The sequence below is a fragment of the Streptomyces sp. NPDC056361 genome, from assembly GCF_042262805.1.
In the GTDB taxonomy this organism is placed as follows: Bacteria; Actinomycetota; Actinomycetes; order Streptomycetales; family Streptomycetaceae; genus Streptomyces.
Window position 1 is genome coordinate 21,943 of sequence record NZ_JBHJQI010000019.1, and the last position, 23,136, is coordinate 45,078.

The 23,136-nt window shown below is 73.2% G+C and carries 17 protein-coding genes; 4 read left to right on the forward strand and 13 right to left on the reverse strand.

The features are described 5' to 3' along the window. Positions 1 to 63 precede the first annotated feature (63 nt). Complete coding sequence (locus ACFCY7_RS08895) at positions 64 to 1,776, forward strand: alpha/beta hydrolase (protein ID WP_376482687.1); 1,713 nt, start codon at positions 64 to 66, stop codon at positions 1,774 to 1,776. Here the strand turns inward: ACFCY7_RS08895 and ACFCY7_RS08900 are convergent. From ACFCY7_RS08900 to ACFCY7_RS08925, 6 genes are all read right to left on the reverse strand, one after another. Then, a complete protein-coding gene (locus ACFCY7_RS08900) occupies positions 1,736 to 1,912 on the reverse strand; it encodes a hypothetical protein (protein ID WP_376482689.1) in 177 nt (58 codons plus the stop codon). The two genes, ACFCY7_RS08895 and ACFCY7_RS08900, sit on opposite strands and share 41 nt — an antisense overlap. 81 nt (positions 1,913 to 1,993) lie before the next feature. Then, complete coding sequence (locus tag ACFCY7_RS08905; RefSeq protein ID WP_376482691.1) at positions 1,994 to 2,518, reverse strand: hypothetical protein; 525 nt, start codon at positions 2,516 to 2,518, stop codon at positions 1,994 to 1,996. A 331-nt stretch (positions 2,519 to 2,849) separates the two neighbouring features. Beyond that, on the reverse strand, positions 2,850 to 3,467 hold the full coding sequence (locus ACFCY7_RS08910; RefSeq protein ID WP_376482693.1) for a TOPRIM nucleotidyl transferase/hydrolase domain-containing protein: 618 nt from the start codon (positions 3,465 to 3,467) through the stop codon (positions 2,850 to 2,852). A 260-nt stretch (positions 3,468 to 3,727) separates the two neighbouring features. Beyond that, positions 3,728 to 4,372: a DNA alkylation repair protein gene (locus ACFCY7_RS08915; RefSeq protein ID WP_376482769.1), complete on the reverse strand. Its 645-nt coding sequence runs from the start codon at positions 4,370 to 4,372 to the stop codon at positions 3,728 to 3,730. A 906-nt stretch (positions 4,373 to 5,278) separates the two neighbouring features. After that, a complete protein-coding gene (locus tag ACFCY7_RS08920) occupies positions 5,279 to 6,019 on the reverse strand; it encodes a pyridoxamine 5'-phosphate oxidase family protein (protein WP_376482694.1) in 741 nt (246 codons plus the stop codon). Between the two features lie 89 nt (positions 6,020 to 6,108). Next, positions 6,109 to 7,680 (reverse strand): globin domain-containing protein, encoded by a 1,572-nt coding sequence (locus ACFCY7_RS08925; protein ID WP_376482696.1) that lies wholly within the window; start codon positions 7,678 to 7,680, stop codon positions 6,109 to 6,111. Positions 7,681 to 8,502: 822 nt separating this feature from the next. Here ACFCY7_RS08925 and ACFCY7_RS08930 point away from each other — a divergent pair. Next, positions 8,503 to 10,077, forward strand: a complete 1,575-nt coding sequence (locus ACFCY7_RS08930; protein ID WP_376482697.1) for a carbohydrate-binding protein — start codon at positions 8,503 to 8,505, stop codon at positions 10,075 to 10,077. A 78-nt stretch (positions 10,078 to 10,155) separates the two neighbouring features. Here the strand turns inward: ACFCY7_RS08930 and ACFCY7_RS08935 are convergent, their stop codons facing one another. The 4 genes from ACFCY7_RS08935 to ACFCY7_RS08950 all read right to left on the reverse strand — a co-directional run bounded on the left by ACFCY7_RS08935 (position 10,156) and on the right by ACFCY7_RS08950 (position 17,387). Continuing rightward, positions 10,156 to 11,361 (reverse strand): septum formation family protein, encoded by a 1,206-nt coding sequence (locus tag ACFCY7_RS08935; RefSeq protein ID WP_376482699.1) that lies wholly within the window; start codon positions 11,359 to 11,361, stop codon positions 10,156 to 10,158. 430 nt (positions 11,362 to 11,791) lie between these two features. Beyond that, positions 11,792 to 12,772: a YhjD/YihY/BrkB family envelope integrity protein gene (locus tag ACFCY7_RS08940; RefSeq protein WP_376482700.1), complete on the reverse strand. Its 981-nt coding sequence runs from the start codon at positions 12,770 to 12,772 to the stop codon at positions 11,792 to 11,794. 280 nt (positions 12,773 to 13,052) lie between these two features. Then, on the reverse strand, positions 13,053 to 14,501 hold the full coding sequence (locus ACFCY7_RS08945) for a tetratricopeptide repeat protein (protein WP_376482702.1): 1,449 nt from the start codon (positions 14,499 to 14,501) through the stop codon (positions 13,053 to 13,055). Positions 14,502 to 14,588: 87 nt separating this feature from the next. Then, on the reverse strand, positions 14,589 to 17,387 hold the full coding sequence (locus tag ACFCY7_RS08950; RefSeq protein ID WP_376482703.1) for a CHAT domain-containing protein: 2,799 nt from the start codon (positions 17,385 to 17,387) through the stop codon (positions 14,589 to 14,591). A 48-nt stretch (positions 17,388 to 17,435) separates the two neighbouring features. On the opposite strand from ACFCY7_RS08950, the gene ACFCY7_RS08955 reads away from it, so the two are divergent. After that, positions 17,436 to 17,795, forward strand: a complete 360-nt coding sequence (locus tag ACFCY7_RS08955) for a hypothetical protein (RefSeq protein ID WP_376482705.1) — start codon at positions 17,436 to 17,438, stop codon at positions 17,793 to 17,795. A gap of 3 nt (positions 17,796 to 17,798) precedes the next feature. Further along, the gene (locus tag ACFCY7_RS08960; protein ID WP_376482706.1) at positions 17,799 to 18,833 is read left to right on the forward strand and encodes a hypothetical protein; all 1,035 of its coding nucleotides are present in this window, start codon (positions 17,799 to 17,801) and stop codon (positions 18,831 to 18,833) included. A gap of 120 nt (positions 18,834 to 18,953) precedes the next feature. Here ACFCY7_RS08960 and ACFCY7_RS08965 read toward each other — a convergent pair whose 3' ends face one another. The 3 genes from ACFCY7_RS08965 to ACFCY7_RS08975 all read right to left on the reverse strand — a co-directional run bounded on the left by ACFCY7_RS08965 (position 18,954) and on the right by ACFCY7_RS08975 (position 22,917). Further along, positions 18,954 to 20,123 (reverse strand): agmatine/peptidylarginine deiminase, encoded by a 1,170-nt coding sequence (locus ACFCY7_RS08965; protein WP_376482708.1) that lies wholly within the window; start codon positions 20,121 to 20,123, stop codon positions 18,954 to 18,956. 46 nt (positions 20,124 to 20,169) lie between these two features. Further along, on the reverse strand, positions 20,170 to 21,621 hold the full coding sequence (locus ACFCY7_RS08970) for a purine-cytosine permease family protein (protein WP_376482710.1): 1,452 nt from the start codon (positions 21,619 to 21,621) through the stop codon (positions 20,170 to 20,172). A gap of 150 nt (positions 21,622 to 21,771) precedes the next feature. After that, positions 21,772 to 22,917, reverse strand: coding sequence for an agmatine/peptidylarginine deiminase (locus tag ACFCY7_RS08975; protein ID WP_376482711.1), 1,146 nt, complete (start codon positions 22,915 to 22,917; stop codon positions 21,772 to 21,774). Positions 22,918 to 23,136: the final 219 nt, after the last annotated feature.

The following is a 23,136-nucleotide window of genomic DNA, read 5'->3' on the forward strand; positions in this document are numbered from 1 at the left end:
CCTCATCAAATCCTCAGCATCGGCCCGGCAAGCTCCCCCTGAACCGAACATGGGAGCACCACGTTGATCCGCGCCGTCCGCCGTCCCGCCCTCGCCGTCACGCTCGCCGCCGTCGTCGGCGCCACCCTCGCCGCCTGCACCACGGCCCCCGCCCCGGACCGGCCGAAGTCCGGCCGGACCGACCCCGCCACCCGGCCCGAGCTGCGCGCCTTCTACGGACAGAAGCTGAAGTGGACCGCGTGCGGGGACCACCAGTGCGCCGAGCTCACCGTCCCGATGGACTACGCGCACCCGGCGAACGGCAAGACCTTCGTCCTGCCGGTGGCCCGCGCCGTCACGACCGGGTCCGGCGGGCGGATCGGATCGGTCATCGCCAACCCCGGCGGCCCCGGCGGCTCCGGCGTGACGTCCCTCCTGCAGGAGGGGATGGCCGAGTCCTTCAGCCCGAAGGTCCGCGCCCGCTTCGACATCGTGTCCTTCGACCCCCGGGGCGTCGGCGGCAGCTCCCCCGCCCTGACCTGCGGCGGAGACACGGAGCCCGCGAAGCCCTCGGAGAGCGCGGAGGGCGCGGAGGGCGCGGAGGGCGCGACCGCACCGGCCGCGGAGGAGACGGCCCCCGCGACCCCCGCGGCAGATCCCTTCTTCCCCAGGACCGAGTCGGAGCGCGCCGAGGTGCTCGCGTCCGCGAAGCAGGAGGCCGACGCCTGTGCGAAGGCCGGCAGCGGGATCCTGCGCCACGTCGGCACGGAGGACGTCGCCCGGGACATGGACGTGCTGCGGGCGGCCCTCGGGGAGTCCCGGGTCACCTATCTCGGCTGGTCGTACGGGACGAGTCTGGGGACCGCGTATGCCGAGCAGTTCCCGCGCCGGGTCCGCGCCATGGTCCTCGACGGTGCCGTCGACCCCTCACTGGACTGGTCCCGGCGTGCCGTGAGCCAGGGCGTCGGGTTCCGGCGGGCGGTCGAGGACTACATCTCCTCGTGCGCCGAGGTCGCCGGAGACAGCTGCCCCGCCGGCACCCCCGAGGAGATACGCGCCCTCATCGAGGGACTGTTCGAGAAGACCGCGCGCGAGCCGCTGCCCGTCGACGGCGACGAGTACGGCGCCGACGCGAACACGCTGCTCGGCGCGCTCACCACGTCCATGTACACCCCTGAGGCCCAGTGGAAGGACCTGTCGGAAGCCCTGGCCGACGCGGAGCGCGGCGACGGCACGAAGCTCGCCCGCTTGGCGACGTCCGAGGAGCCCGCCCCGGAGACCGACGACTCCGAGAGCGACGACTCCGAGAGCGACGGGACCCCCGGGACCACCCCCGACCCGGACGCCTCGGGTGACACCGGCGCGCCCGGCGCCGACGCCCCGTCCGACAACAGCGAGGCGGCCCTGCAGGCCGTCAACTGCTTCGACGTCCCCCACCCCCACGACGCCCAGGCCTACTGGAAGGCCCTCCCCGCCGCCGACAAGGCCGCGGGCCGCTACGGCACGTCGAGCGTGACCTCCGCCCTCACCTGCAAGGACTGGCCCACCACCCCCCGGCAGCCGCACCGCGTCAACGCCGACGGCGTCCCTCCCGTCCTCGTCGTCGGCACCACCGGCGACCCGGCCACCCCCTACGAGGAGGCGGCCGGCCTCGCCTCCCAGTTCCCCGGCGGCCGCCTCCTGACCTACAAGGGCTTCGGCCACACCGCATACGGCCGCAGCAACTCCTGCGTCACCGAACACGTCGACGCCTACCTCATCGACCGCCGCACGGTCCCCACCGGCACCACCTGCTGAGGCGCCGGGCCCGCTGCTCGCGGTCGTAGTGGGCGTCCAGTGTCTCCCGCGCCTCGACGAGCGCCGGATGCGGCAGCGCGGCGCCCTCGCCGTAATGGGCCAGGAGCCGGGGCACGGCCACCACACTGTCGTACATCGGCCGCTCCTCGGCCCGCCACGGCACCCGGCCGACCAGCTCCTCGAACAGCGCGCCTGCCCCGCCCCGTGGCGTCTCGGTTCAGGCAAGCGGCACGAGATAGCCCGGTTGGACGCCGTCGATCGTCGTGATGGCCGTGCCGGACGTGACCCAGACGCTTGTGGGCTTCTCTCCCGTCGGAATCTGGAAGATCCCGTGCACCGGCCCCTTGCTGCCCGGGTTGAGGCCGAAGGTCGGTGCCGTCTGGCCCCTGCTGTTCCAGTACTGGGCGTAGTCCGAGGCGTAGTCGGAGTCCTTCTGCGACATGGTGTAGCGCGTATCCGCGACGTTCAGGCTCACCCTGCTGTCGGCGTTCCAGTTCGCCCTGCTCTTGCCCACGTTGACCGCGTCCATGGTCAACACACAGAACTGCTTGCCGACCTCGGGCGTCGGGCTGGCGGTAGGTGCGCCGACAGAGTCGGCCGCGTAGGCCACGACTGCGGGGTCGAGGGGCATGCCACAGACCACGTTGCGCACGGTGAACCGCCACCTGTGCGGGTCGTCGGCCGTGTCCGAGGCGATGACCGTGACGTCGAAAGGCTCACCGGGACGCACTGTGCCGAGCACCTCGGCTCCTGGAGGCACGCCCGTGGAAGCGTCGTCGCGGGTCGGGGGCGCCGAGCTCGGACCGCCACCGCTGTCAGCGGCGGCCGAACAGGCTGCCAGGGCAGCGAGAAGCACAGTCGCCGCGATTCCGTGGCACAAGGTCCGGCGCTCTCTCATACAGCCATGCTGATGGGCCACGTCCCGCCCCGCATGCGAAGGGCTGCGGGCGGACCTCCACCCGGGGGAACTATCGCTCGAACTCCGTTGACACGCCCTCAAGGTTCGATGGCACGGGACAAGCACGCCGAGAGGGGCCTTGGCATGCCCCGGCGCCTCTCCGCGTGGCCTGCCGTCAGAGGCTGTTCAGGAGGTCGTCGAGCGGTGCCGGCGCCCGCGCCGGGTCGAGGGCCTCCACGAGGAGGGTGCCGTAGCGGATCTTGCGGCCCTTCTTCGTACCGAGGAAGCGGCGGAGCTGCTGGTGACGGGGACGACCGTGCTGGGCTGGCTGGTGCAGGAAGGTCTGCCAGGGGCGGAGGTCGCCCTCCAGCCGGATGATCTCCTCGACGGCGTCCGGACCGAGGGTGCGGATGAGCTCGTCCTCCAGGTCCGCCACGCACACGAAGATGTCGTCGTGGGGCGCGCCGGCCCTCCGGAGGCCGCGATCGTAGTACGGCTGCTCGCGGGCGTCGCAGAGTCCGGTGAGGCGGAGGCCGAGGCCGGGCGGGCCGAGGAGGCCCGCGTAGCGCGCGACGTTCATGGCACCGCCCATCGACACGACGCACACACCCTCGGCAGCGAGATCGCGTCCCCGCCGCGCCGCCAGCGTCTCCACGGCCGCCAGGTCGCTCGGACCCTCCAGGAGCACCGCCGTGCGCAGGTCCAGCCGCGCGGCCAGGTCCCTCGCGATGTCGCCGGAGCCACCGGCCGCCCAGCCGCTGATCTCGTCCTGGAACGCCGTCATGTGTGCCATGGGGCGAGTGTGCACGCCCACGGGCCGGTACGGCACGGAATATTCACCGGCCGCCGGTACCTGGGGCGGTGACTGGGGGACCTGGGGCACGGTGACCTGGGGCAGCAACCGCGGAGCCGGTCCCTGTCGTCGGCCTCGGTCGTCGGCCTCGGTCGTCGGCCTCGGTCGTCGGCCTCGGTCGTCCACCTGGAGGTCGACTCGCAGGCCGACTCAGGGGCCGAATCGGGGGCCGACTCGGGGGGGCCGACTCGTCAAGGGGGCTACGCGTCGTGCTGTCGGCGGACCATCTCGGTGATCCAGACGGGCGCGAAGGGCGAGGTGCAGCCGGGCGAGGTCGGGTAGTCCTTGAGGACCTCTAGGCGCTCGCCGATGGCGATGGCGCGGGAGCGGTACTCGGCGTGGTCGATGCCGATCTGCGCCAGGCAGTGGTTCATCGCCCACTGCAGGCGGTCGGGCGCGTCCTTCATGTCGGCTTCGATGACGTCGAGCAGGTCCGCGAGGTCGAGACCGTCGGGTTTCTTGGCCACGCGCTCGGTGGTGAGCGCCCAGCCGGCGCTCGCGACGACCGGGTCGGGGTCGGCGGTCCAGGCGACGCGGAGTTCCTCGGCGTGCGGGTTCTTCTTCACCACGTAGTTCACGAGCCAGTCGTGGACCTTGGGGGTGCGGGCCTCGCGCAGCATGGCGTCCAGCCGGTCACGGTCGAAGGCCTTCGGGCGGCAGACGAGCAGGGCAAGGAGTCGAGCCGCCGTGTCGTCCGTGTCCCACAAGCGGCAGGCGAGCTCCTGCTGCGTCTTCAACCGCTTCGCCAGCGCCCGCAGTTTGCCGAGGTTCACGCCGTGATCGTCGCCGTGCCGCTCGTTCACGGCGCGCGCCTTCGGGTCTTCGAGGTCCGCCAGCTCGGCCATCACCTCGGCCAACGCCGTCTCGGCCACCGCAGCCTCCTGTCCTTCACGTACGGACTTCAGCCTACGACGGAGCACGGCCGTGGGAGGCCGGGGCCTACCGGGGGTCGCGGCCAGGCCCCGCACCCGCCCTAATAGCGGGCGCCGATGACGTCCGCCGGGCGGCCCGCGAGGGCGAGGCGGCCGGGAATCAGCGTCGCCAGGGCCGCGAGGGCCGTGGCGAAACCCAGGACGCCGAGGTACGTCCACGGGTCGGCGGTCGGGGAGGCCGAGCCGTCATGCCTATGCCGAAGGCCGTGAGCACCGCGAAGGCTATGGCGGTGCCGCCTGTGCCGTGCCGTGCCGTGCCGTGCCGGTGCAACGAGGACTGTCACGGCGGCCTCGATCCAGAGCATCGTCCTCACCTGGTGCCGGGCGGCTCCGGCGAGCCGGAGCAGGGCGAACTCGCGATGATCAGGTGGCGATCAGGTCGATGGCGACGTGGTGCACCTCGGCGTCGGCTTGCCGCAGTTCGGCCTGCAGGTCGTCGACCTGGCCCGGTCGAGCACAGCGACACCGAGAGCCGGGCGCCGAACGCCTTCGCAGCTCGGCCACCCGCCCGCCCCGGCCTCGCCCCGGTGCCTTCGTCCGTCTTCACGAGCGGCGAGGACGCGAGGGGGTTGCCGACGTACCGGGAGACGAGGGCGAGGGACGTCGTCGGGGTCGGCGTATCCCAGTCTGTGCGTCTGTACAGCCACGACGGCGAGTTCGGTTCGGGTTCGGGGTTCGGTCTCGGGGTTCGGTCTCGGGGTTCGGTCTCGGTGCCGTCGCCGAGGTTCGGCCTCAACGTGTTTCCCCCCCCCGCTTGCTGCCGAGGCCGTCGGCGGCGGCGTGGTCAAGGACCGTGTCGGCGGCGGGCGAAGGGCGCGTTCAGGCCGGTGCGTCCCGGTGGAACCAGCCGCTGAACGCCTCCGGGGCGGTCGCCGTCTCGGTCGCGGTGGCCGCGCCGGTGAGGGCGCGGTCGTGACGTAGGGCTCTGGCGAGTGCCTTCTCCGCTTCGGCGCGCCACGTGGTGGCGTCGGCGCGGGGCGGGGGTGGGAGGGCGGTGCGGGTGGGTGCTTCGGCGGCGGCGCCGAAGAAGTCGCCGCCCTTGCGCTTGGCGTCGTCGGTTCCCCAGGGGCGGCCGGTGGTGCGGGCGGGGGCCTTCTGGAGGTGGGGGATGTGCTTGGCGCAGTGGATGTAGGCCTCTTCGACGCTGACGACCACCCAGACCTGGGCGCGTCGGCCGGGCACGGGGTCGACGGGGAGGCGGGAGTGGGCGCGGCGCATGGCGTCGTCGGCGACGCTCCTGGCGCGGCCGTTGACGTGGAGTCCGATGCGGTCCCGGAGGAAGTCGACCATGAGGATGCCGACGTGCGGGTTCTCCTCGATGTTGCCCAGGCTGGCGTGGACGCCGTTGCCCCGGTACTCGGGGTAGGCGAGCGTCACGTCGTCCAGGACGTGGAGGAAGCCGGGCGGGCCGGCCCGGAAGGTGTTGTCGCAGGCGCCGTGGCGGTCGGCGGTGGCCAGGAAGAACATCTCCTGCTGTGCGACGAACGCGCGCATCCGGGGGTTCAGCCGGTCGAGGACCTGTTCGTCGTAGAAGCGGTCCGCGCGTTCGGTGGTGCCCATGCGTCGCTGGACTTGGTGTTCGCCGTCGCTGCCCGGCCGGGTGGCGCGCGGTGGGTCCGTCGGCCGCCGCGCGGCCGGTGGGAAGGTGCTCAACTCGTTGCCCCGACCAGTTCCTCGATGGAGTCGTGCCGAATGCGGTGGGCGGGGATGCCGATGCCCACCAGGGTGTCGACGCCGCGGCGGATCATCCCCGCCGGTCCCGACAGGTACGCGTCGTAGGTGTGCCACGGGCCGTACTGGCGCACGGCTTCAGGGAGTCCGCCGGACAGCGGGCCGCCGGACTCGTCGTCGACGACGGGACGCACCGAGAGCCAGGGGTGGGACCGCTGCAGCCGGAGCAGCGTGTCGATGTCGTACAGGCCGTGGTTCCCGCGCGCGCCGTAGAAGACGTCGACGGGCCGCCGCCGGCCGTGCTGGGCCACGTCCTCCACCAGGGCCTTGATGGGTGCGATGCCGGTGCCTCCGCCGAGGCACAGCAACCCGTTGCCGGTGGTGTGGTCCACGGTCATGGAACCGGCGGGCGGTCCGAGCCTGATGACGTCTCCGGGGCGGGCGCGGTGGACGAGCGCGGTGGAGACCCAGCCGGCGGGCACGGCCTTGACGTGGAACGACAGCAGTCCGTCGGAGCGGGGTGCGGAGGCGAAGGAGTAGTGCCGCCAGACCCGCGGCCACCACGGGGTCTCCAGGGCCGTGTACTGCCCGGCCCGGAAGGGATACGGGCCGTCGGGCCGGACCGTGACGACGGCGACGTCCCGCGTGCGCATGTCGTGCGCGACCACCTCAGCCTGCCACCAGGCGGGCGCGCGGAGCCCGTCCGCGGCCGCCGCGTCGATCATGATCTGTGAGATCGCCGTGTACGCCTCCACCCAGGCGGCCTCGGTCCTCGGCCCCCAACTCCCCGGCGCGTGCCGGGCGAGCGCGCCGAGCAACGCCTCCCCGACCGCCGGATAGTGCTCGGGGAGAGTGCCGTACTTCCGGTGCCCACGCCCCAGATGGGTCAGGTACGCGGTCAGGGTGGCGGTGTCGTCGGCGTGGGTGGCCGCCGTCAGCAGCGCCTTGAACAGCCGGTCGCGCTGCACGTCCATCGCCGCGGGGAAGAGCTCCCTCAGGCCGGGGTGCCGGAGGAACAGCAGCGCGTAGAAGTACGACGTGACCCGGTCGGCGATCGGCTCGATCTCGGCCATCGTCCGACGCAGCAGCTCCACGGCGGACGGCGTCTCCGACGCCGCCGGGGCCCGGCGCTGCTCGGCCGCCCGCGCGGCCGCTGAGGCCGTCGAGGGGCCGGCGGCCGTCGAGGCCGCGGAAGGGGCCGGGGCCGTGGAGGGGGCCGGGGCCGTGGAGGGGGCCGGGACCGCGGAGGAGGCCGGGACCGCGGAGGAGGCCGGAGCCGCGAAAGGGGCCGGGACCGCGGAGGGGGGCGGAGCCGGGAAGGGGGCCGGGACCGCAGGGGCCGTCCCGGCGACGTACGGGCGCACGGGATCCGAGGCCCTCGTGACGGGGTTCGGGCCGGGCCCAGCGGGCTTCGGGCGCGTCCCTCCGGAGATCGGGGGTGTCCCACCGGAGTTCGAGTGCGTCCCACCGGAGTTCGGGTGTGCTCCAGCCGAGTTCGGGCCGGGCACACCGGAGCCCGAGCGTGCCCCTGCGGGGTTCGGGCCGGGCACACCGGAGCCCGGATGCACCCCAGCGCCGTCCGGGCGGGACCCACCGGAGCCCGAATGCGCCCCAGCGGCGTCCAGGCGGGATCCAGCGCCGTCCAAGCCCGTCCCAGCTGAGCCCTGCCGCGTCCCAGCCGAGCCCGGCCGCGTCCCAGCCGACTCCGTCCACTGCCCCGCCGCATCCATCCGCGCCCCCGCCGAGTCCGCCCGCGTTGCCTGGCGAGGGACGCCCGGTCCGTTCGGACCGGGTCCGAACCAGCCTCCGGGCCGGCCGTCGGCGGCGGCACCGGAGCCGTGGCCGGCGGCCGACGGGGTGGTCGGAGCTTCCATCGGTCTGCCTCGCCTCGGACGACTTCGGTCGGGTTCGCACACGGGGTCCGAATGTGCCCGGATTTCCGTGGGGCCCACGTCGTTCGACGCATACCGACCGGGTGAGCGGGGCCGACCATACCCCGCCTTCCCGAATTCGAAGAATGGCGACTTCCGCTTCCCCCGGGAGGTTATTTCCCCAGGCCAGAAGCCAGTTACTGGCAAGTTGAGAGGAGTGGCGGCGTTTACTTCGCAGCGTCGGCGAGGAATTCGCCGACCGAAATCTCACCGGGCACCCCGGAGTCCTCCACATTTACGGATCCGGTCTTCACGAGCTTCACCCGGAGGTCACCACGGGGCCGGGCGGGACCCAGGTCACCCGACCGCAAATGTTCACTCATATGAACAACATCCACGTGCATGACCGTTGACGCGTCCACGGCGGCACCTCTAGCTTCCGGAGAAAGCGCTTTCTCGTCCAGTCCCGGAACGCCGTCCATCCCCTCCTGGAGCCTCCAGATGCATCTGCGATCCGTCACCGCCTGCGTCGGCCTGCTGGCAGGCACGCTCGTCGGCCTGTCAGTGAACACGGCGCACGCCGCGTCGACGCTGTACGAGGCCGAGGCCTCCCCCGCCGTGTGCACGGGCACCATCGACTCCGACTGGTCCGGGTATTCGGGCAGCGGGTTCTGCAACGGCACCAACGCCGTCGGCGCGCACGCGCAGTTCACGGTGAACGCCTCCGCAGCCGGTACGGCGACGCTGGCCGTACGGTTCGCCAACGGGACGACCGCGGCGCGGCCGGCCGGGCTCGTCGTCAACGGGGCCACCGTGCAGACGCCGTCGTTCGAGGCCACGGGCGCCTGGTCGACGTGGGTCACGAAGACCTTGACCGTGCCGCTGAACGCGGGCGCCAACACCGTCCGGCTGTCCCCCACCACCGCCGCCGGTCTGCCGAACGTCGACTCCCTGAACGTGACGACGGCCGACGCGCCGCCGCCCACGGGCGGCGCGCTGTACGTCGCGCCCGGCGGAACGGACGGCGCGGCCGGAACACAGTCCGACCCGACGACGCTCACGTCGGCGATCGGCCGCGTCGGCGCCGGCGGGACGATCTACCTCCGCGGCGGCACCTACCGCCACTCCGCGACGATCACCGTCCCGGCCGGCAACAACGGCACCTCGGGCGCGCTGAAGAAGCTGTCCGCGTACCCCGGCGAGACCCCGGTGCTCGACTTCTCCGCCATGACCGAGGACCCTGCCAACCGCGGCCTCGCGCTGAACGGTTCGTACTGGCACGTGACCGGCGTCGTCGTCCAGCGGGCCGGCGACAACGGCATCTACGTCGGCGGGAGCCACAACGTCATCGAGCGCACGGTCACCCGCTTCAACCGGGACACCGGCCTCCAGCTCGGCCGCATCGCCTCCGGCACGCCGCGCGAGCAGTGGCCGTCCGACAACCTCGTACTGAGCGCGGAGTCGCACGACAACGCCGACTCCGACGGCGAGGACGCCGACGGGTTCGCCGCGAAGCTCACCGTCGGCAGCGGCAACGTCTTCCGGTACGCCGTGTCCCACCACAACATCGACGACGGCTGGGACCTCTACACCAAGCCCGACACCGGCCCCATCGGCGCCGTGACCATCGAGGACTCCCTCGCCTACGACAACGGCACCCTCAGCGACGGTTCCCAGGCCGGAGCCGGCGACCGCAACGGCTTCAAGCTCGGCGGCGAGGACATCGCGGTCGACCACGTCGTCCGGCGCACCATCGCCTTCCACAACGGCAAGCACGGGTTCACGTACAACAGCAACCCGGGCCGGATGACCGTCTCGAACAACATCAGCGTCGACAACGCCCAGCGCAACTTCTCCTTCGACGCCGGCACCTCGGTGTTCCGCGGCAACACCTCCTGCCGCTCCGCCTCCACCGGCACCAACGACCGCACCCTCGGCGACGTCGACGCCTCGAACCAGTTCTGGTCCGGCACGAACGGCTCCCGCTGCTCCTCGTACTCCGGCGCCCTCACCTGGTCCTACGCCACGGACGGACGCCTCGTCACGGCCTTCGGCGGCCGTACGGTCACGTGGTGACCCGCACCCGCTGAAGCGTCGGCGTCGGCGTCGGCGTCGGCGTCGGCGTCGGCGTCGGCACGTCGGGCGCCACCCCCGCTACACGCCTCTGCCCCCTCCCGCGGGCGGCAGCCCCACCGCGGCACGCAGGCGTGCCACGACTCCACCGATCGGGTGCGCGTCAACCCTCTCCAGCGCCCGCCCGAACGCGTCGACGTCCGGCGCCCCTCCCGCCGCCACCCAGTCGGGGCGGGAGGCACGGAGCTTCGCCGCCAGGTCGGCGGCGGAGCCACGGGCGGCGTCGGGAAGGTCCGCCGCCTCCAGCAGGCGGACCGTCTCGTCGAGCGCCTCGGGCATCGAACGGGCCCATGCGCGCGCACCGGGCAGGTCATCGACGGGGCTCTTCGCCGGACGGCTCAGCAGCACGGTGGTGAACGGCCGTATCGATGCCAGATAGGCCCTCTGCCCCGGCTCCCACGCGCCGACGTCCTGCCGTGCGGACGAGGTCATCGGGCCGTCCGGACGCGACAGCCAGCACACCACCGCCCGTCGGCCGGCCCGCCACCCCTGCTCGTCCGGGTGGTAGAAGAACGTCTTCGTGCCGGGCCCGCCGTCCGGGTCGGGGATGTAGTCGAGGAGCGGCGGTACGCAGCCGGTGCGCGCCCGGGCGGCGACGGCGTCCATGCCGGGGAAGGCCGTCGGGCCGTCGAGCCGGGTAGTCCCGAACACCTCGCCCTGGTGCGGCCGGTCGCAGGGGACGATCTCCACAGTGGGATCGGGGAGCCGGTCGCCGGCTCCGTCGGGAAGTCCCGCGCCCGGTGTGAAGCAGTCGCCCTCCCTCAGATCGAACACGGTCGCCGTGCTCTGCTCGCCGACCCTGCCGTCCGCGTCCCGGTCCGGGGACGAGGCGGTCCACACCCGAAACTCTCCGAAGGCCGCCAGCGGGACGGCCGCCACGACCACGCACGCGGAGACGGCGACGGCTGCGACGGCGAGGCCTCCGCCCCGACGCGGCCGGCCCCGCCGGGCATTCGCCGACATCCTCACGAGCGCGACGATCCCGAGCACCAGGCCGAGCGGCGCGAGGCACACGGTGAGCGCCAGCGCGAAGGCGGCGACCGCCAGTCCGTCGGACGTCGGCACGTGCGGATGCGGGTGCCAGGCGCCTTCCCCGCGGGCGCCGTACGGCGAGGCGCCCGGCCGTGGCGGCGGTGTCGGTTCGCTCGGGGGCGGCAGCACGGGCATCTCCGGCTCGGTCTCGGGCAGCGGTACGGGCATCCGCGGCTCGCTCGGGGGCTCGGGCACGGGCATCCTCGGCTCGCTCTCTACTCAGGGCGCGCGGAGCGTAACCACCCCGATCAGGCCCGCTCAGTGTGCGGAGCGGGCAATGATCACCGCCCGAAACTGCCGGGGCCGTGCGCGTCGCCGGGGCGGCACGGTCCTCGCGGTGCGGGTCGTCACGAGCCGGGACCCCGAGGCGTCGTGGGCGAGCGCTGCCGAGTCGGCCGATTCCGTCCCCTCCCGATGACCGCCGGTGTCAGGCTGCCGGCTCGACGATCGTGGTCAAGGGGCCGACAACCCCCCTGTCGGGCGGCCCGCTGCGGGTCGCCGTAGCGGCGGGTCGAGGCGTCCGGTGACCGGCGTCTACGTGGTCCCGCCCGGCCTGGACGGGGTCCGCACCGCCGGCACGTGGACCCTGGAGGTCCGCCGCCGGCCCCGGGGGCAGCCGAGCGCGTCAGGACTCGGGACGAGGATCGCTCGGGCGGACGTCCGCGCCCTGCCCCGCGTCCGCGCCCGCGCCCGCGTCCACATCCGCGTCGGCATCGGCATCGGCATCGGCGTCGGCGTGGGCGTCGGCCTCGGCCTCCATATCGGCATCGGACGTCGGACGGTCCGTCCTCAGGTAGTGGCTCAGCGGGGGTTCCTGGGCTAGTACGGCGCCGATGGTGACGGCGAAGGTGACCGCGGCGCACACCGCGATGAGCCAGGAGAGCAGGGTGAGGACCAGGCCCAGCGAGCCGTACTCGTCCAGGGCCCGGTTCAGGGCGCCCGGCATGTAGAAGCGGGCGGTGATGCCGAGGACGGTCGTGGCCGCGCCGGCGAGGAGGGCGCCGGGCAGGAGGGGCAGCCAGGCGACCCGTTTGGCGAGCAGGAGGTGTTGGGTCCACAGCCAGACACCGGTGCTCACCAGGAAGTAGACGGGCACGCCCAGCCACGTGCCGACACCGAAGCCGTTGCGGATGGGGGCTTGGAGGAGCACCACGATGAGGAGTGCGAGCAGCCACACGGCCCACCGCCACGCGGCGATCCTGGTCCCGGCCTTGGGCAGGCGCCAGGCCCGCTCGCACACCCGGGCCATGGCGCGGCTGAAGCTCGTTGCCGACACCAGGGCCACGAACGCTCCGACGGCTCCCGTCGTCTCGCGCAGTGCCTCGGCGGTGGACCCGTCCAGGACCTTCTGGAGCTGCTCGTCGGACGGGCCGCTCAGCCCGAACATGGCCCGGAGGGACTCGCCCAGCTGGTCGCGGACGCCGAGCGGAGCGAACGCCGCCAGCGCGAACAGCAGGGGCACGGCGGCCAGGAACGCCTGCGCGGCCAGCCGGGTGGCCGCATCCAGCAGGTTCCCGCTCACCAGCCTGGTCGTCACTTCCACGAGCACCGGAAAGCGCTTCTCGGCCCCGGTCCGGATGCTCCGCACCCGGGTCGCCCACGACATCCCGCCTCCCGACCCTGCCCCGACCGATCCAGCCCATTGGACGCGAACTGCCGCCGCCTGGCGAGTCCGCCGGGGCCGTACGGGGGAACCGGGCGCGTCAGCGGTCGGCGGCCCTGGGCCGTCCGCAGCCGGAGGACCTCGGTCGTCGGCGGCCCGGCCGTCAGCGGTCGAAGAGCCTCGACCGTCGGCGGCTCCGGCCCGCCACCCGTCGAGCTCCTCAGCCGTCAGCGGCTCCGGCCCGCCACCCGTCGAGCTCCCCAGCGTCGGTTGCTCCGGCCCGTCAGTCGTCGGAGGGTCTCGGTCGTCTCCCGTCGAGGAGGTCCAGGGCGGCGCGGGCGTCGGCGTCTCCCGCTCGGGCGGGGCCGCCGAGCCAGTCGGCCACGGCGGCGAGGTCGGGCCCGTCGGGCTGGGAGGGCGGGTGCGGCGGGGACGTGGCGGGGGGTCCGGCGGTCTCGGCCGGCGCGTCGACGGTCCGCAGCCAGCGTTCGGCCTCGTCGCCACGGCCCTTGCGCATCAGCACCGTCGCCAGGTTGAGCTTCGCGGCGGCGTGTCCCTGTTCGGCGGCGCGCCGCCAGAGGAGTTCGGCTCCGTCCCAGTCGCCTCGCTCCGCGAGGACCGCGCCGCAGCTGACGGTCGCGTCGGTGTCGCCCGCGTCGGCCGCCCTGCGCCACCACTGCTCGGCTCCGGCCGTGTCGCCGCGCTGGCGCAGCAGGTTCCCGAGGTTGTTCATGCCGCCGGCGTCCCCCGCCTCGATGGCCTTGCGGTAGTACGTCTCCGCTCCGTCGAGGTCGCCTCGCTGCCGGAGCAGGACGCCGAGGTTGACGTACGAGTCCACGTGCCCCGCGGCGGCGGCGAGCCGGTAGAGGCGCTCCGCCTCCGCGGTCTCGCCGGCCTCGGCCAGGAGCGCGGCCAGGGTGTGCCGGGCCGGCGCGTGTCCGGCGTCGGCGGCCCGCCGGAGGTGGGGGCGTGCCCCGGCGAAGCCGTCCCGGGACAGGTGCATCAGGGCGATCCAGTACAGGACCTCGGGGTCGCCCGAATCCACGGCCGCGGCGAAGCACACCCGGGCGAGTTCCAGGTCGCCCTCGTCGGCGTGCAGCACGGCCATCGCCAAGCGGACGTGGGGGTGGTCGTCTTCGAGGTGGAGGAGCAGCTGACGGCCCGCCCACTCGACGGCACTCGTCGGCGCCGGGGGTACGGCACTCGTCGACGGCGGAGGTGGGGTGGGGGTGGAGGCGGGGGCGGGAGTCGAGGACGGGGTGGGTGCGGGTGAGGCGGGGGCGGGAGTCGGGTTCGGGATCGGGATCGGCGGGGCCGGTGCGCGTTCCGCCGCCGCGCGCAGGGCTCGTGCCTCCTCCAGTGCCTGCCGGGCCATGGTGTTGCCGGTCTCGGCGACGGGCCGGAAGTAGCGCTCGGCCTCCGCGTAGTCGCCCTGGTCCAGACGTATCGTGCCCAGGACCACGGAGGCCATCGGGTCGCCGGCCGCTCGGGCGCGCTGGAGCCACTCCTCGGCTTCGGCCAGGGCTCCGCGGTTGCCCAGGCCGATGCCGTAGACCGTCATCGCGTGGATGTCGCCCGCCTCGGCGGCCTCCCTCGCCAGGTCCTCCGGTATGCCGAGTCCCTGGGAGTAGGCGGCCTCGACCAGTGCGTCCCTGGTCGGATCGGCACTTGTGCGTGCCGCCCGGCCGTTGTCGTTCCCGGCCGTGCGTCTTCTCCTCCACCACCTGCTCATACGACTCCCCCTCCGACGAAGCGAGGCTTGCACGACCGCCGGGCGACGGGCGCGCACACTCGTAACTCCCATCCTTCGTAAGGGAGTTCATGGCCCTACGTGAATGTACGCCGCCCACAGCGAAGGAGTGGCGGGATACCGGTCGCGTGTCTCCCGGACCGCGTCGTGCAGGGCGTGGGCGGCGCGGCCGGCCACCGGGTGGGGTGCGCCGAGTCCGGCGTACACGCGCTCGGCGATCCGGAGCGACACGGTGTCGTCGACCTCCCACAGGGAGCCGAGGACGTGGCGGAATCCGGCGAGGTGGAGGCCGCCCGCGAGGTGGAGCGCCTCGTCCATGGTGGTGAAGCCGCTCCTGGCGGTCGTGCAGGCGGACAGGTAGGCCAGCTCGGCCGAGGGCAGGTCGAGGCGGGACACGCCGGCCACGGTGAGGGGGTGGTCGAGGTGGTCGTGGACCAGCAGCCGGCTGCCGGAGGCCGTGCCGGGCTCGGCGGCGCCGTGGCCGCAGAAGTGCAGCCAGGTGTGGTCGGCGAGGGCCGCGACCACGGCCTCGCGGGTGGCGTCCGCTCCGGATATCAGGCGGGCGCCGGTCAGCATGCCGGCGACCGTGGTCGCCTCCTCGGCCGCCCCGGGGAGCGGCCGTGCCGCGGGGGCCTCGGGTACGGCGACGACCAGGAACGACGGGGCGGGCGGCGCGGGCGCCGGGCGACGGCTCTGCGCGAGGGCCCGGATCGTGGGCGCGTAGGACGAGACGGCCCGGTCGAGCACCGTGCGGCCGGCGCCTTCGGCGTGGTGTCCGGCGGCGTGCAGCGGGAGGAAGGCGAGCGGTCCGGTGGGGATCCACCAGACGCGGGGCGGCCGGGCTCCGGACGGGCCGGTGGGGCCGAGGGCGTCGAGTACGGGGCCGGTCACGGTGTCCCACAGCCAGGCGAGGTGCCCGTCGAGTTCCTCCTCCCCGGACAGCCGGGCCATGAGGTCGCCGTCGTCGGGATCCCGGAGCCGGTCGAGGGCGGCGAGGAAGGACGTCGTCCGGGCGACGACGTCGGTCAGCGTGAGGTCGGGAAGCGGTACGACCCGCAGGCCGTCGGTGGTGAGGACCAGCGCGTCGCAGCGGAAGCGGCTGACGTTGACGAGGACGACGGGGCCGTCCGCGCCCTGCGGCAGCAGTCGCGCCGGGTGCGGGGGGCGCATGAAGTCCTCGAAGCCGTCCCGCGCGCGGACGTCCCCCAGGAGCCGGTCCCATTCCGCGGCCAGGTCGTGCCGCCGGTCGGATGACGGCGCGTCCGCGTCCGCGTCGAGCCGCGTGCGGAGCCACGCGAGGCGGTCGGCGGACTCCGGCGCGCGGGCGCGGAGTCGGGCGAGTTCGTCGTGGTGCTTCATGCCCTGGCCGAGCAGGACGCCGCGCCCCAGTTCGAGGAGGGCGAGCGCGCCTCCCGCGTCGCCGGCGGCCAGGGCGCAGGCGGCGGCGTCGCTCGCCAGCCCCTTGGTGTCGGCGAGCGCCTGCTCGGCGTCGGCGGGCGCCAGGTGGCGGGGGACGAGCGCGGGCAGCTGGGCGACGGCCTGTCCGTACGCGGTCGTGGCCTCCGCCGGGAAGCCCGCCTCCATGGCCCCGCGCGCCCAGGCGTGGGCCGCCCGCAGGCGCAGCAGGGGAGGGGCGGCGGGGTGGAAGGCCGCGGTGCGCAGCTCGGTCGCGGCGGCGGGCCGGTCGCGGGGGCCGAGCAGCAGGCCGAGCTGGTACCGGACGAAGGCCTGCTGCGCGTGCTCGGGCGGCAGCGCCAGGGAGGCGGTGCGCAAGAGGCTTTCCGCGCGCCGCGCGTCGGCGTCCGCGCCCGCGCCCTTCCGTTCGTGCCGTTCGGTGAGGGCGGAGGCCAGGTTGAGCAGGGCGGCCGGCCAGGACGTGCCGTGGCTCTGCGCCGTGGTCCCGGTGCCGAGGGAGGCCGCGGTCTCCAGTGCCTCGACGCGCGCCTCGAAGTCCTCCTCACAGCCCCCGAGTTCGTACCGGGCTCGCAGGGCGCTCGCCAGCCCCTGCTGGAGGAGGCCGTGGTCGTGGTGGCCCGCCGGCGTGAGGGCGACGGCCTCGCGGTGCACGGCGACGGCCTCTTCGAGGTCCGCCGGGTCGTGGGTGCGTTCGTGGCGTCGCCGCAGGGCGAGCCCCAGGTTGTACAGCCTGCCCGCGCGGTCCGTCTCGCCGCCGGCCTCGACGGCCGCGCGGGCCACCCGTACCGCTTCGAGTACGTCGTCGAGGGCTCCCCCGTGGTCGTGACGCTCGCGCAGGGCCGCGCCCAGGGTCGAGAGGATCCACGCGCGGTCGGGGTGCCCGCCGCCCGCCGCGGACTCGGCCCGACGCAGTGCGGTGACGGCGTCGTCGAGGTCCCGCGCGCTCCCCTCGCGTTCGTACCGCAGGCGCAGGGACACGCCCCGCAGGGCGAGGACGGTCGCCCGCAGCGGGCGGAGCCGCTCCGGGACGACGTCGACCGCGAGGGAGGCCGCCCTGATCGCCTGCTCCAACAGTGCGGGATCCGGGTCGCGTTGGGCTGCGGCGACGCGGTCGCGGGCCTCTCGGTGGACGGCGGCCACCCGCCCGTCCTCCTCCGCGTCCGCGGTGTCCGCCGGCGTCTCGGGCCCGGCGAACCGCTCCAGGGCCGCCGCGACGGCCGCGTCCTCGCGCCCCGCCTCCGGCCCCAGCACCAGGCTCCGGCAGCGGTGCAGGTCGGCGATGGCCCGTACGGCCTCCGGATCGGCCGAGGGGTCGGCCACCAGGGCCATCAACTCCCTTGTCCACCCGATCGCCTGGGGATCGAGGACCGCGGCACGGTCCATCGTCGACCGGTACAGGAGCACGCGCGCGGCCAGGGCCCGCACCAGGACGTCCCGCCTCACTGGGGTCACAGGAGTTACCGTACTCATGGGCTTCGGCATCGATCGAGGGGCGGCGGGATGGCGGAGGACGAATCCATACGGCTCGCGCGACTGTGCGAGCAGCTCACCGCGATCCGGCGCGTCGCGGACCACCGGGGCGCTTCGGCCGATCTGGACGCCGCGCTCGCGGACTTCCGGACGCACGGCGATGCCGGCCGACTCGTGTCCCGTACGGACGAGTTGCTCCGCTCCTGGGGCGTGGCCCGGGGCCTCGGGGAGCACCGCTCCCCCGGCGGGAGCGTCCTCCCCCGCCTCGGCGGTGGGCATCCGGTGCAGGAGGCCCTGGTGTGTCCGGCCGGCCGGTGCGACCGGGTGGTACTCGAAGGCGACGGCGCGTGCGACCTGTTCGCCGCGCCGCTGCGGCTCGTGAGGCTGTGAGCGATGTCCGCCTTCCTCACGACCCTGGGCGGCAAACTCGCCGACACCTGGCTCTCGTTGCTCGTCCTCCCCGGCCTGCTCTACCTCGCCGTGGCGACTGCGGGCTCCGTCCTCGGCCACCGGAACGCCACTGACCACGCCCTCCTCGTCGAACGCATCGACCGCCTCGCCGCGGGCCCGACGGCCCACTCCCCCGGCTCCGTGCTCCTCATCGCGACGCTCGTCCTGGTGGCCTCCGCCGGCGTCAGCCGCCTGGCCGCCGCGCTCGACGGCGGCGTCGAACGGCTCTGGCTCGGCGACTGGCCCTTCCCGCTGCGCCCGGCCGCGCGCGTCCTCACCCGGCGCCGCGCCCGCCGGTGGACCACCGCCGACGCCCGGTACCGGCGGGCGCTCACCGCCCGGGTCCTGCGGGTCGCCGCCGCCACGGCCGACGATCGCGTCCCGGACACGTCGGACGGGGCCGCGGCGGGCCTCCTCACCCTCGACGGACCGGCGCCGAGCCCCCGCCAGGACCACGCCGACGGCGACAGCGACAGCGACAGCGACAGCGACAGCGACAGCGACAGCGACACGATCGGCCTCAACGAGGAGCGCAACCGCATCGCCCTCACCCGCCCGACCCGCCCCACCTGGATGGGCGACCGGCTGGTCGCCGTCGACACCCGCGTGCACCAGGCCTACCGGATCGACCTGACCACCGCCTGGCCCAGGCTGTGGCTCCTCCTCGCCGACACGACCCACGCCGAGATCCGGTCCGCGCGGGCCGCCCTCACCACGGCCGCCCGCCGCGCGGGCTGGGGACTGTTGTACGTGCTGCCCGCCCTCTGGTGGTGGCCCGCGTTCCTGGTCGCCGCCGTCATGTGGGCGTCGGCGTGGCGCCAAGGACGCCTGGCCGTCGACGAGTTCGCCGATCTCGTCGAGTCGGCCGTGGACCTCCACGGTCGCGACCTCGCCACGGCGCTCGGCATCCCGTGCGAGGAGCGCCTGACCGCGTCCGAAGGACTGGAGATCACCCGCGCCCTCCGCAAGGGAGCGTGACCGCCGGACCGGTCCCCCTGCGACGAGCCGGGGAACCGCCGCGCCGTCCGACACGCGGCGGCCCGGGCCTCGACGGACGAGGCCCGGGCCGGTCACTCAGTGGATGACTGTCGCGTCAGGTCAGCGATTGGGCTCCTGCATGGTCACGCAGTGGGCTCCGCCACCGCCGTTGCCGTAGAGGTTGTCGAGGTTGAGCTGGACGACGGGCCGGCCGTAGGCGGCGGAGATGGCCGACTTGGCCGCGGCGTCCTTGGCGGTGTCGCCGAACTGCGTGGTGATGATGGCCGAGTTGGTCACCGTCCAGTTCATGTAGGAGCTGAGGAAGTCCGCGCGCTTGCCGGCGGAGATGCGGGGCAGGGTGTCGGGGCCCTCGATGGTGAGGACCTGGATGCGGCGGCCCTTGGCGTCGGTGGCGTTGGCCAGGACGTTGTACATGGCCTGGGCGTTGGCGGTCCACACGTCGGGGCGTACGGCGCCGGCCAGCTGCACCATCACCACACCGGGCTTGATGTAGCGGGCGGTTCCGTCGATGTGGCCGTCGGTGACGTCCTGGCCCTTGACGCCGGGCAGCCAGATCATCTTCTGGGCGCCGAAGCGGGAGAGCAGTTCCGCCTCGATCTGGCTGCGCGACTTGCCGGGGTTGCGGTTGCTGTTGAGCCAGCAGCTCTCGGTCGCCATCACGGTGCCGTCGCCGTCGTACTCGATGCCGCCGCCCTCGCCGACCACGGACGCGTTGGCGAAGGGGGTGCCGGTGTAGGCGGCGACCCGTCCGGCGACCAGCCGGTCCTTGGCGTAGGCGGAGGCGGGAAGGCCGTAGAACGTGGTGGCGTTCTCGCCCCAGGCGTTGAAGTTCAGGCCGAAGGAGTCGAGGCCGCCGGCCCCGTCGACGCGGAACAGCGGGCCGGTGTCGCGCATCCAGCAGTCCGACACCGGGATGGAGCTGATGACGGTGACGGTGGACCCGCACGCCGTCCGGGCCTGCGAGGCGGCCGAGGAGCCGTCCGCACACATGATCACCGGTTCGTACTTGGCGACTTCCTTGGCCAGCTTGGCGATGTCGGCCTGGATCTTGGACAGCAGGTTGCCCCAGATCGTGTAGCTGGACGGCCAGGCCATCCAGGTCCGCTTGTGCGGGGCGTCCTCGCCCGGGACGCGCCAGGAGGCGGCCATGGCCGGCTGGATGCCGCCGATGACGGGTCCCACCGCCAGGGCTGCGGCGGCCGCTCCGGTGCGGGCCAGGAGGGATCTGCGGCTGATGCCGGGGCGTTCGCCGTTGTGCTCTGTGTTCACGTGGTGCTCCTTCTCGCAAAGGTTCTGTACGTGCAGGCGCGGGTGCTCAGTGCAGGCGGTCCAGCAGCCCCTCCTCCCGGACCATCCGGCGTTCGGTGGCCATGTCGAGGCTTCGGGCGAAGACCCAGTAGAGGGCGCCCGCCACCGGCAGGCCGACGAAGATCGAGCAGTCGACGCCGCCGAGGATCTTGGCTACGGGTCCGACGAAGAGGCCGGTGATGACCATGAACGGGGCCATGCAGGCCAGGCCGATCACGTAGGCGAGGTTGCCTCGCCAGCCCCATCGGCCGTAGATGCCGTTCGGGTTGAAGATCTCCTTGACGACGTACTGGCCGCGTCGCACGAAGAAGAAGTCGACCAGGTTGATGGCCGTCCACGGGATGAACAGGTAGGTCAGGACCACGACCACGTTCGCGAAGAACCAGTTGAACTGGTCGATGCCGACCAGGGTGGAGACCGTCCCGACGGCCACCAGCATGATGCCGATGGTCGCGACGCGTATCGAACGCGTCGGCTTGACCGGGCGGAACGAGTCGACGATCGAGATCATGGTGAGGCTGCCGCCGTACTGGTTGATCGCCATGATGGAGAGCAGTCCCACGAGGAGGACGACCACCGCGATCGTGCCGAAGCCGTCGAACAGCCGGTCGGCGGCCAGCTTCAGGGCGGTCACCGGGTCGGTGCCCTCGGGGGCTCCCGCGGAGACCACGGCGCCGAGGACGAACACCCAGATGCCGGAGATCGCGCTCGGCAGGTAGGTCCACCAGAAGGTGCTGCGGACCGGGACGTCGGGTCTCAGGTAGCGCGAGTAGTCCGAGACGTACGGCGCCCAGCCCAGCTGGAAGCCGGCGACGAAGACGAACACCAGCATGAAGGGGGCGAGTTCGAACGGGCCCGCCGTCCAGACCCCGTCCGGCAGGCCGCCGCCGAACAGGGCGGCCGCGGTGATCGCCGCGGTGACGACGACGAACGGCCAGGTGAGCCACTTGTTGAGCCGGTGGATCCACTCGTACCCGAACAGGGCGATCACCGTCGCCACCGCGGCGGCCAGCAGGTAGCCGATGCCGTTGGGCATGCCGGTGAGCAGGTTCATGGCCTGGCCCGACAGCAGGGCGTCGGAGGTGTTGAAGGCGACGTAGTTGACGAGGGCGAAGACCCACACGGTGAGCGCCGCGCCGAGGTATCCGAACTGCGGCCGGGACTGGACCAGTTGGGGAAGGCCCAGTTGGGGGCCCTGGGCCGAGTGGAACGCCATGAAGAACGTTCCGAAGAGCGAGCCGAGGACGGTGGCGACCACCGTCCAGACGAGCGAGGCCCCCATGGAGAGCGTCACGACGCCGGTCGCCAGGCCCGTGAGGTTGAGGCTGCCGACGAACCAGATGGCCCCGACGCTGGACGGCTTGCCGTGCCGTTCAGAGAGGGGCACCCAGTCGATCGAGTGCTGTTCGATGCCCGCGTGCGAAGCGGAATCCTGCGTCTGCGAGGCAACTGGCCCCATGTGGGCTCCTGTTCAGGGATGCGTCCATGAATCGGCACAGCGCCCGCGGTGACCGCAGGCGCTGCACGGTGCGCTCACATTAGGGACTGACTCAAATTTCAGTCAACGGCTGAGACAGAACTCCCTGACGAAAATTTCAGTCATGTCCCCTCAGGCGACGGGCTGTTGCTGGGTGACGCAGTGGATGCCCCCGCCGCCCGTGCCCAGACGGTCGATGTTGATCTGCTCGATGTACCGGTCGGGGTACAGCCGGGACAGGGTCGCGCGCGCGGCCTCGTCGGCCCTCTTGTCGCCGAACTGGGCCGAGATGACGGCGTCGTTGCAGAGGTAGAAGTTCGCGTACGAGGCGAGGAAGTCCCGGTTGGTGGAGCGGATCTTGTTGTAGTCCGGGCCCTGGAGGCGCATCACGTCCATCGCGCGGCCGGACGACGTCGTCGAGACCGAGAGCTTGTCGTACTGCTTCCGCGCGTCGCGGGCGTAGGCGTCGTTGTCGCCGGCCACGGGCATCTGGACGAGGGCCTCGCCCGGAGAGAGGAAGCGGGAGGTCGCGTCGACGTGGTCGTCGGTGATGTCCTGGCCGTAGACGCCGTCGAACCAGATGACCTTGGACGCGCCGTACGCCTCGCACATCGCCCGCTCCAGCTCGCGCTCCGACATCCCGGGGTTCCGGTTGCGGTTCACGAGGCTGCTGCGGGTCGCCATGAGGGTGCCGGCACCGTCCTGCTCGATGGCACCGCCCTCGCCGACCAGGTCGGCGTAGGTGAACGGCACGCCCACGTGCGCGGCGATCCGCTCGGCCACCAGGGCGTCCCTGGAATGGGCCTGCTTGTTGCCCCAGCCGTTGAAGTTGAGGCCGACGGTGTCGAGGCCGCCGTAGCCGTCCCGGCGGAAGACCGGGCCCGTGTCGCGCATCCAGCAGTCGTCGACCGGGATCGAGTTGATGACGGTGACCGTGGGGCCGCACATCGTGCGCGCCTTGGCGGCGCTGCCCGGGTTGGCGCACAGGACGACCGGCTCGTACTGCGCGATCGTGCGGGCGATCAGGGCGATGTCGGCCTGCACGCCGCTCAGCTTGTTGCCCCAGATCGAGGTGCTGTCCGGGAACGCCATCCACGTGCGGGTGTGCCGGACGTCCTCGACCGGGACCCGGAAGGACCGGGCGGACGGTGCGGCCCCGGCGCGGCTCTGGACGGCCGTCGTGATGGCGGCGCCGGCGGCGGCGGTCAGTCCGGCCGCCGCGAGGAACCGGCGCCTGTTCAGGCCGGGGCCCGCATGGCGGGCGACATGATGGGTCATGGTTGACCTCCTGTGTCAACGTAACGTGCGCGGTGGGGGTGTCGGCAGCGGAGGTGGGGTGCGGGGCGGGCGCAGTCGGTGCCGCCCGGTCCCCCGCCGCCGAGTTCGGTGCGATGGCGGTCCTCCGCGAACGCGGTGCGTGGGGGGCGCGGTGCGCCGCGAGAGGGTGGTGCGCCGCGAGGGCTGTGCGTTGGGGCGCGGTCCCTCGCGGGGACGGTG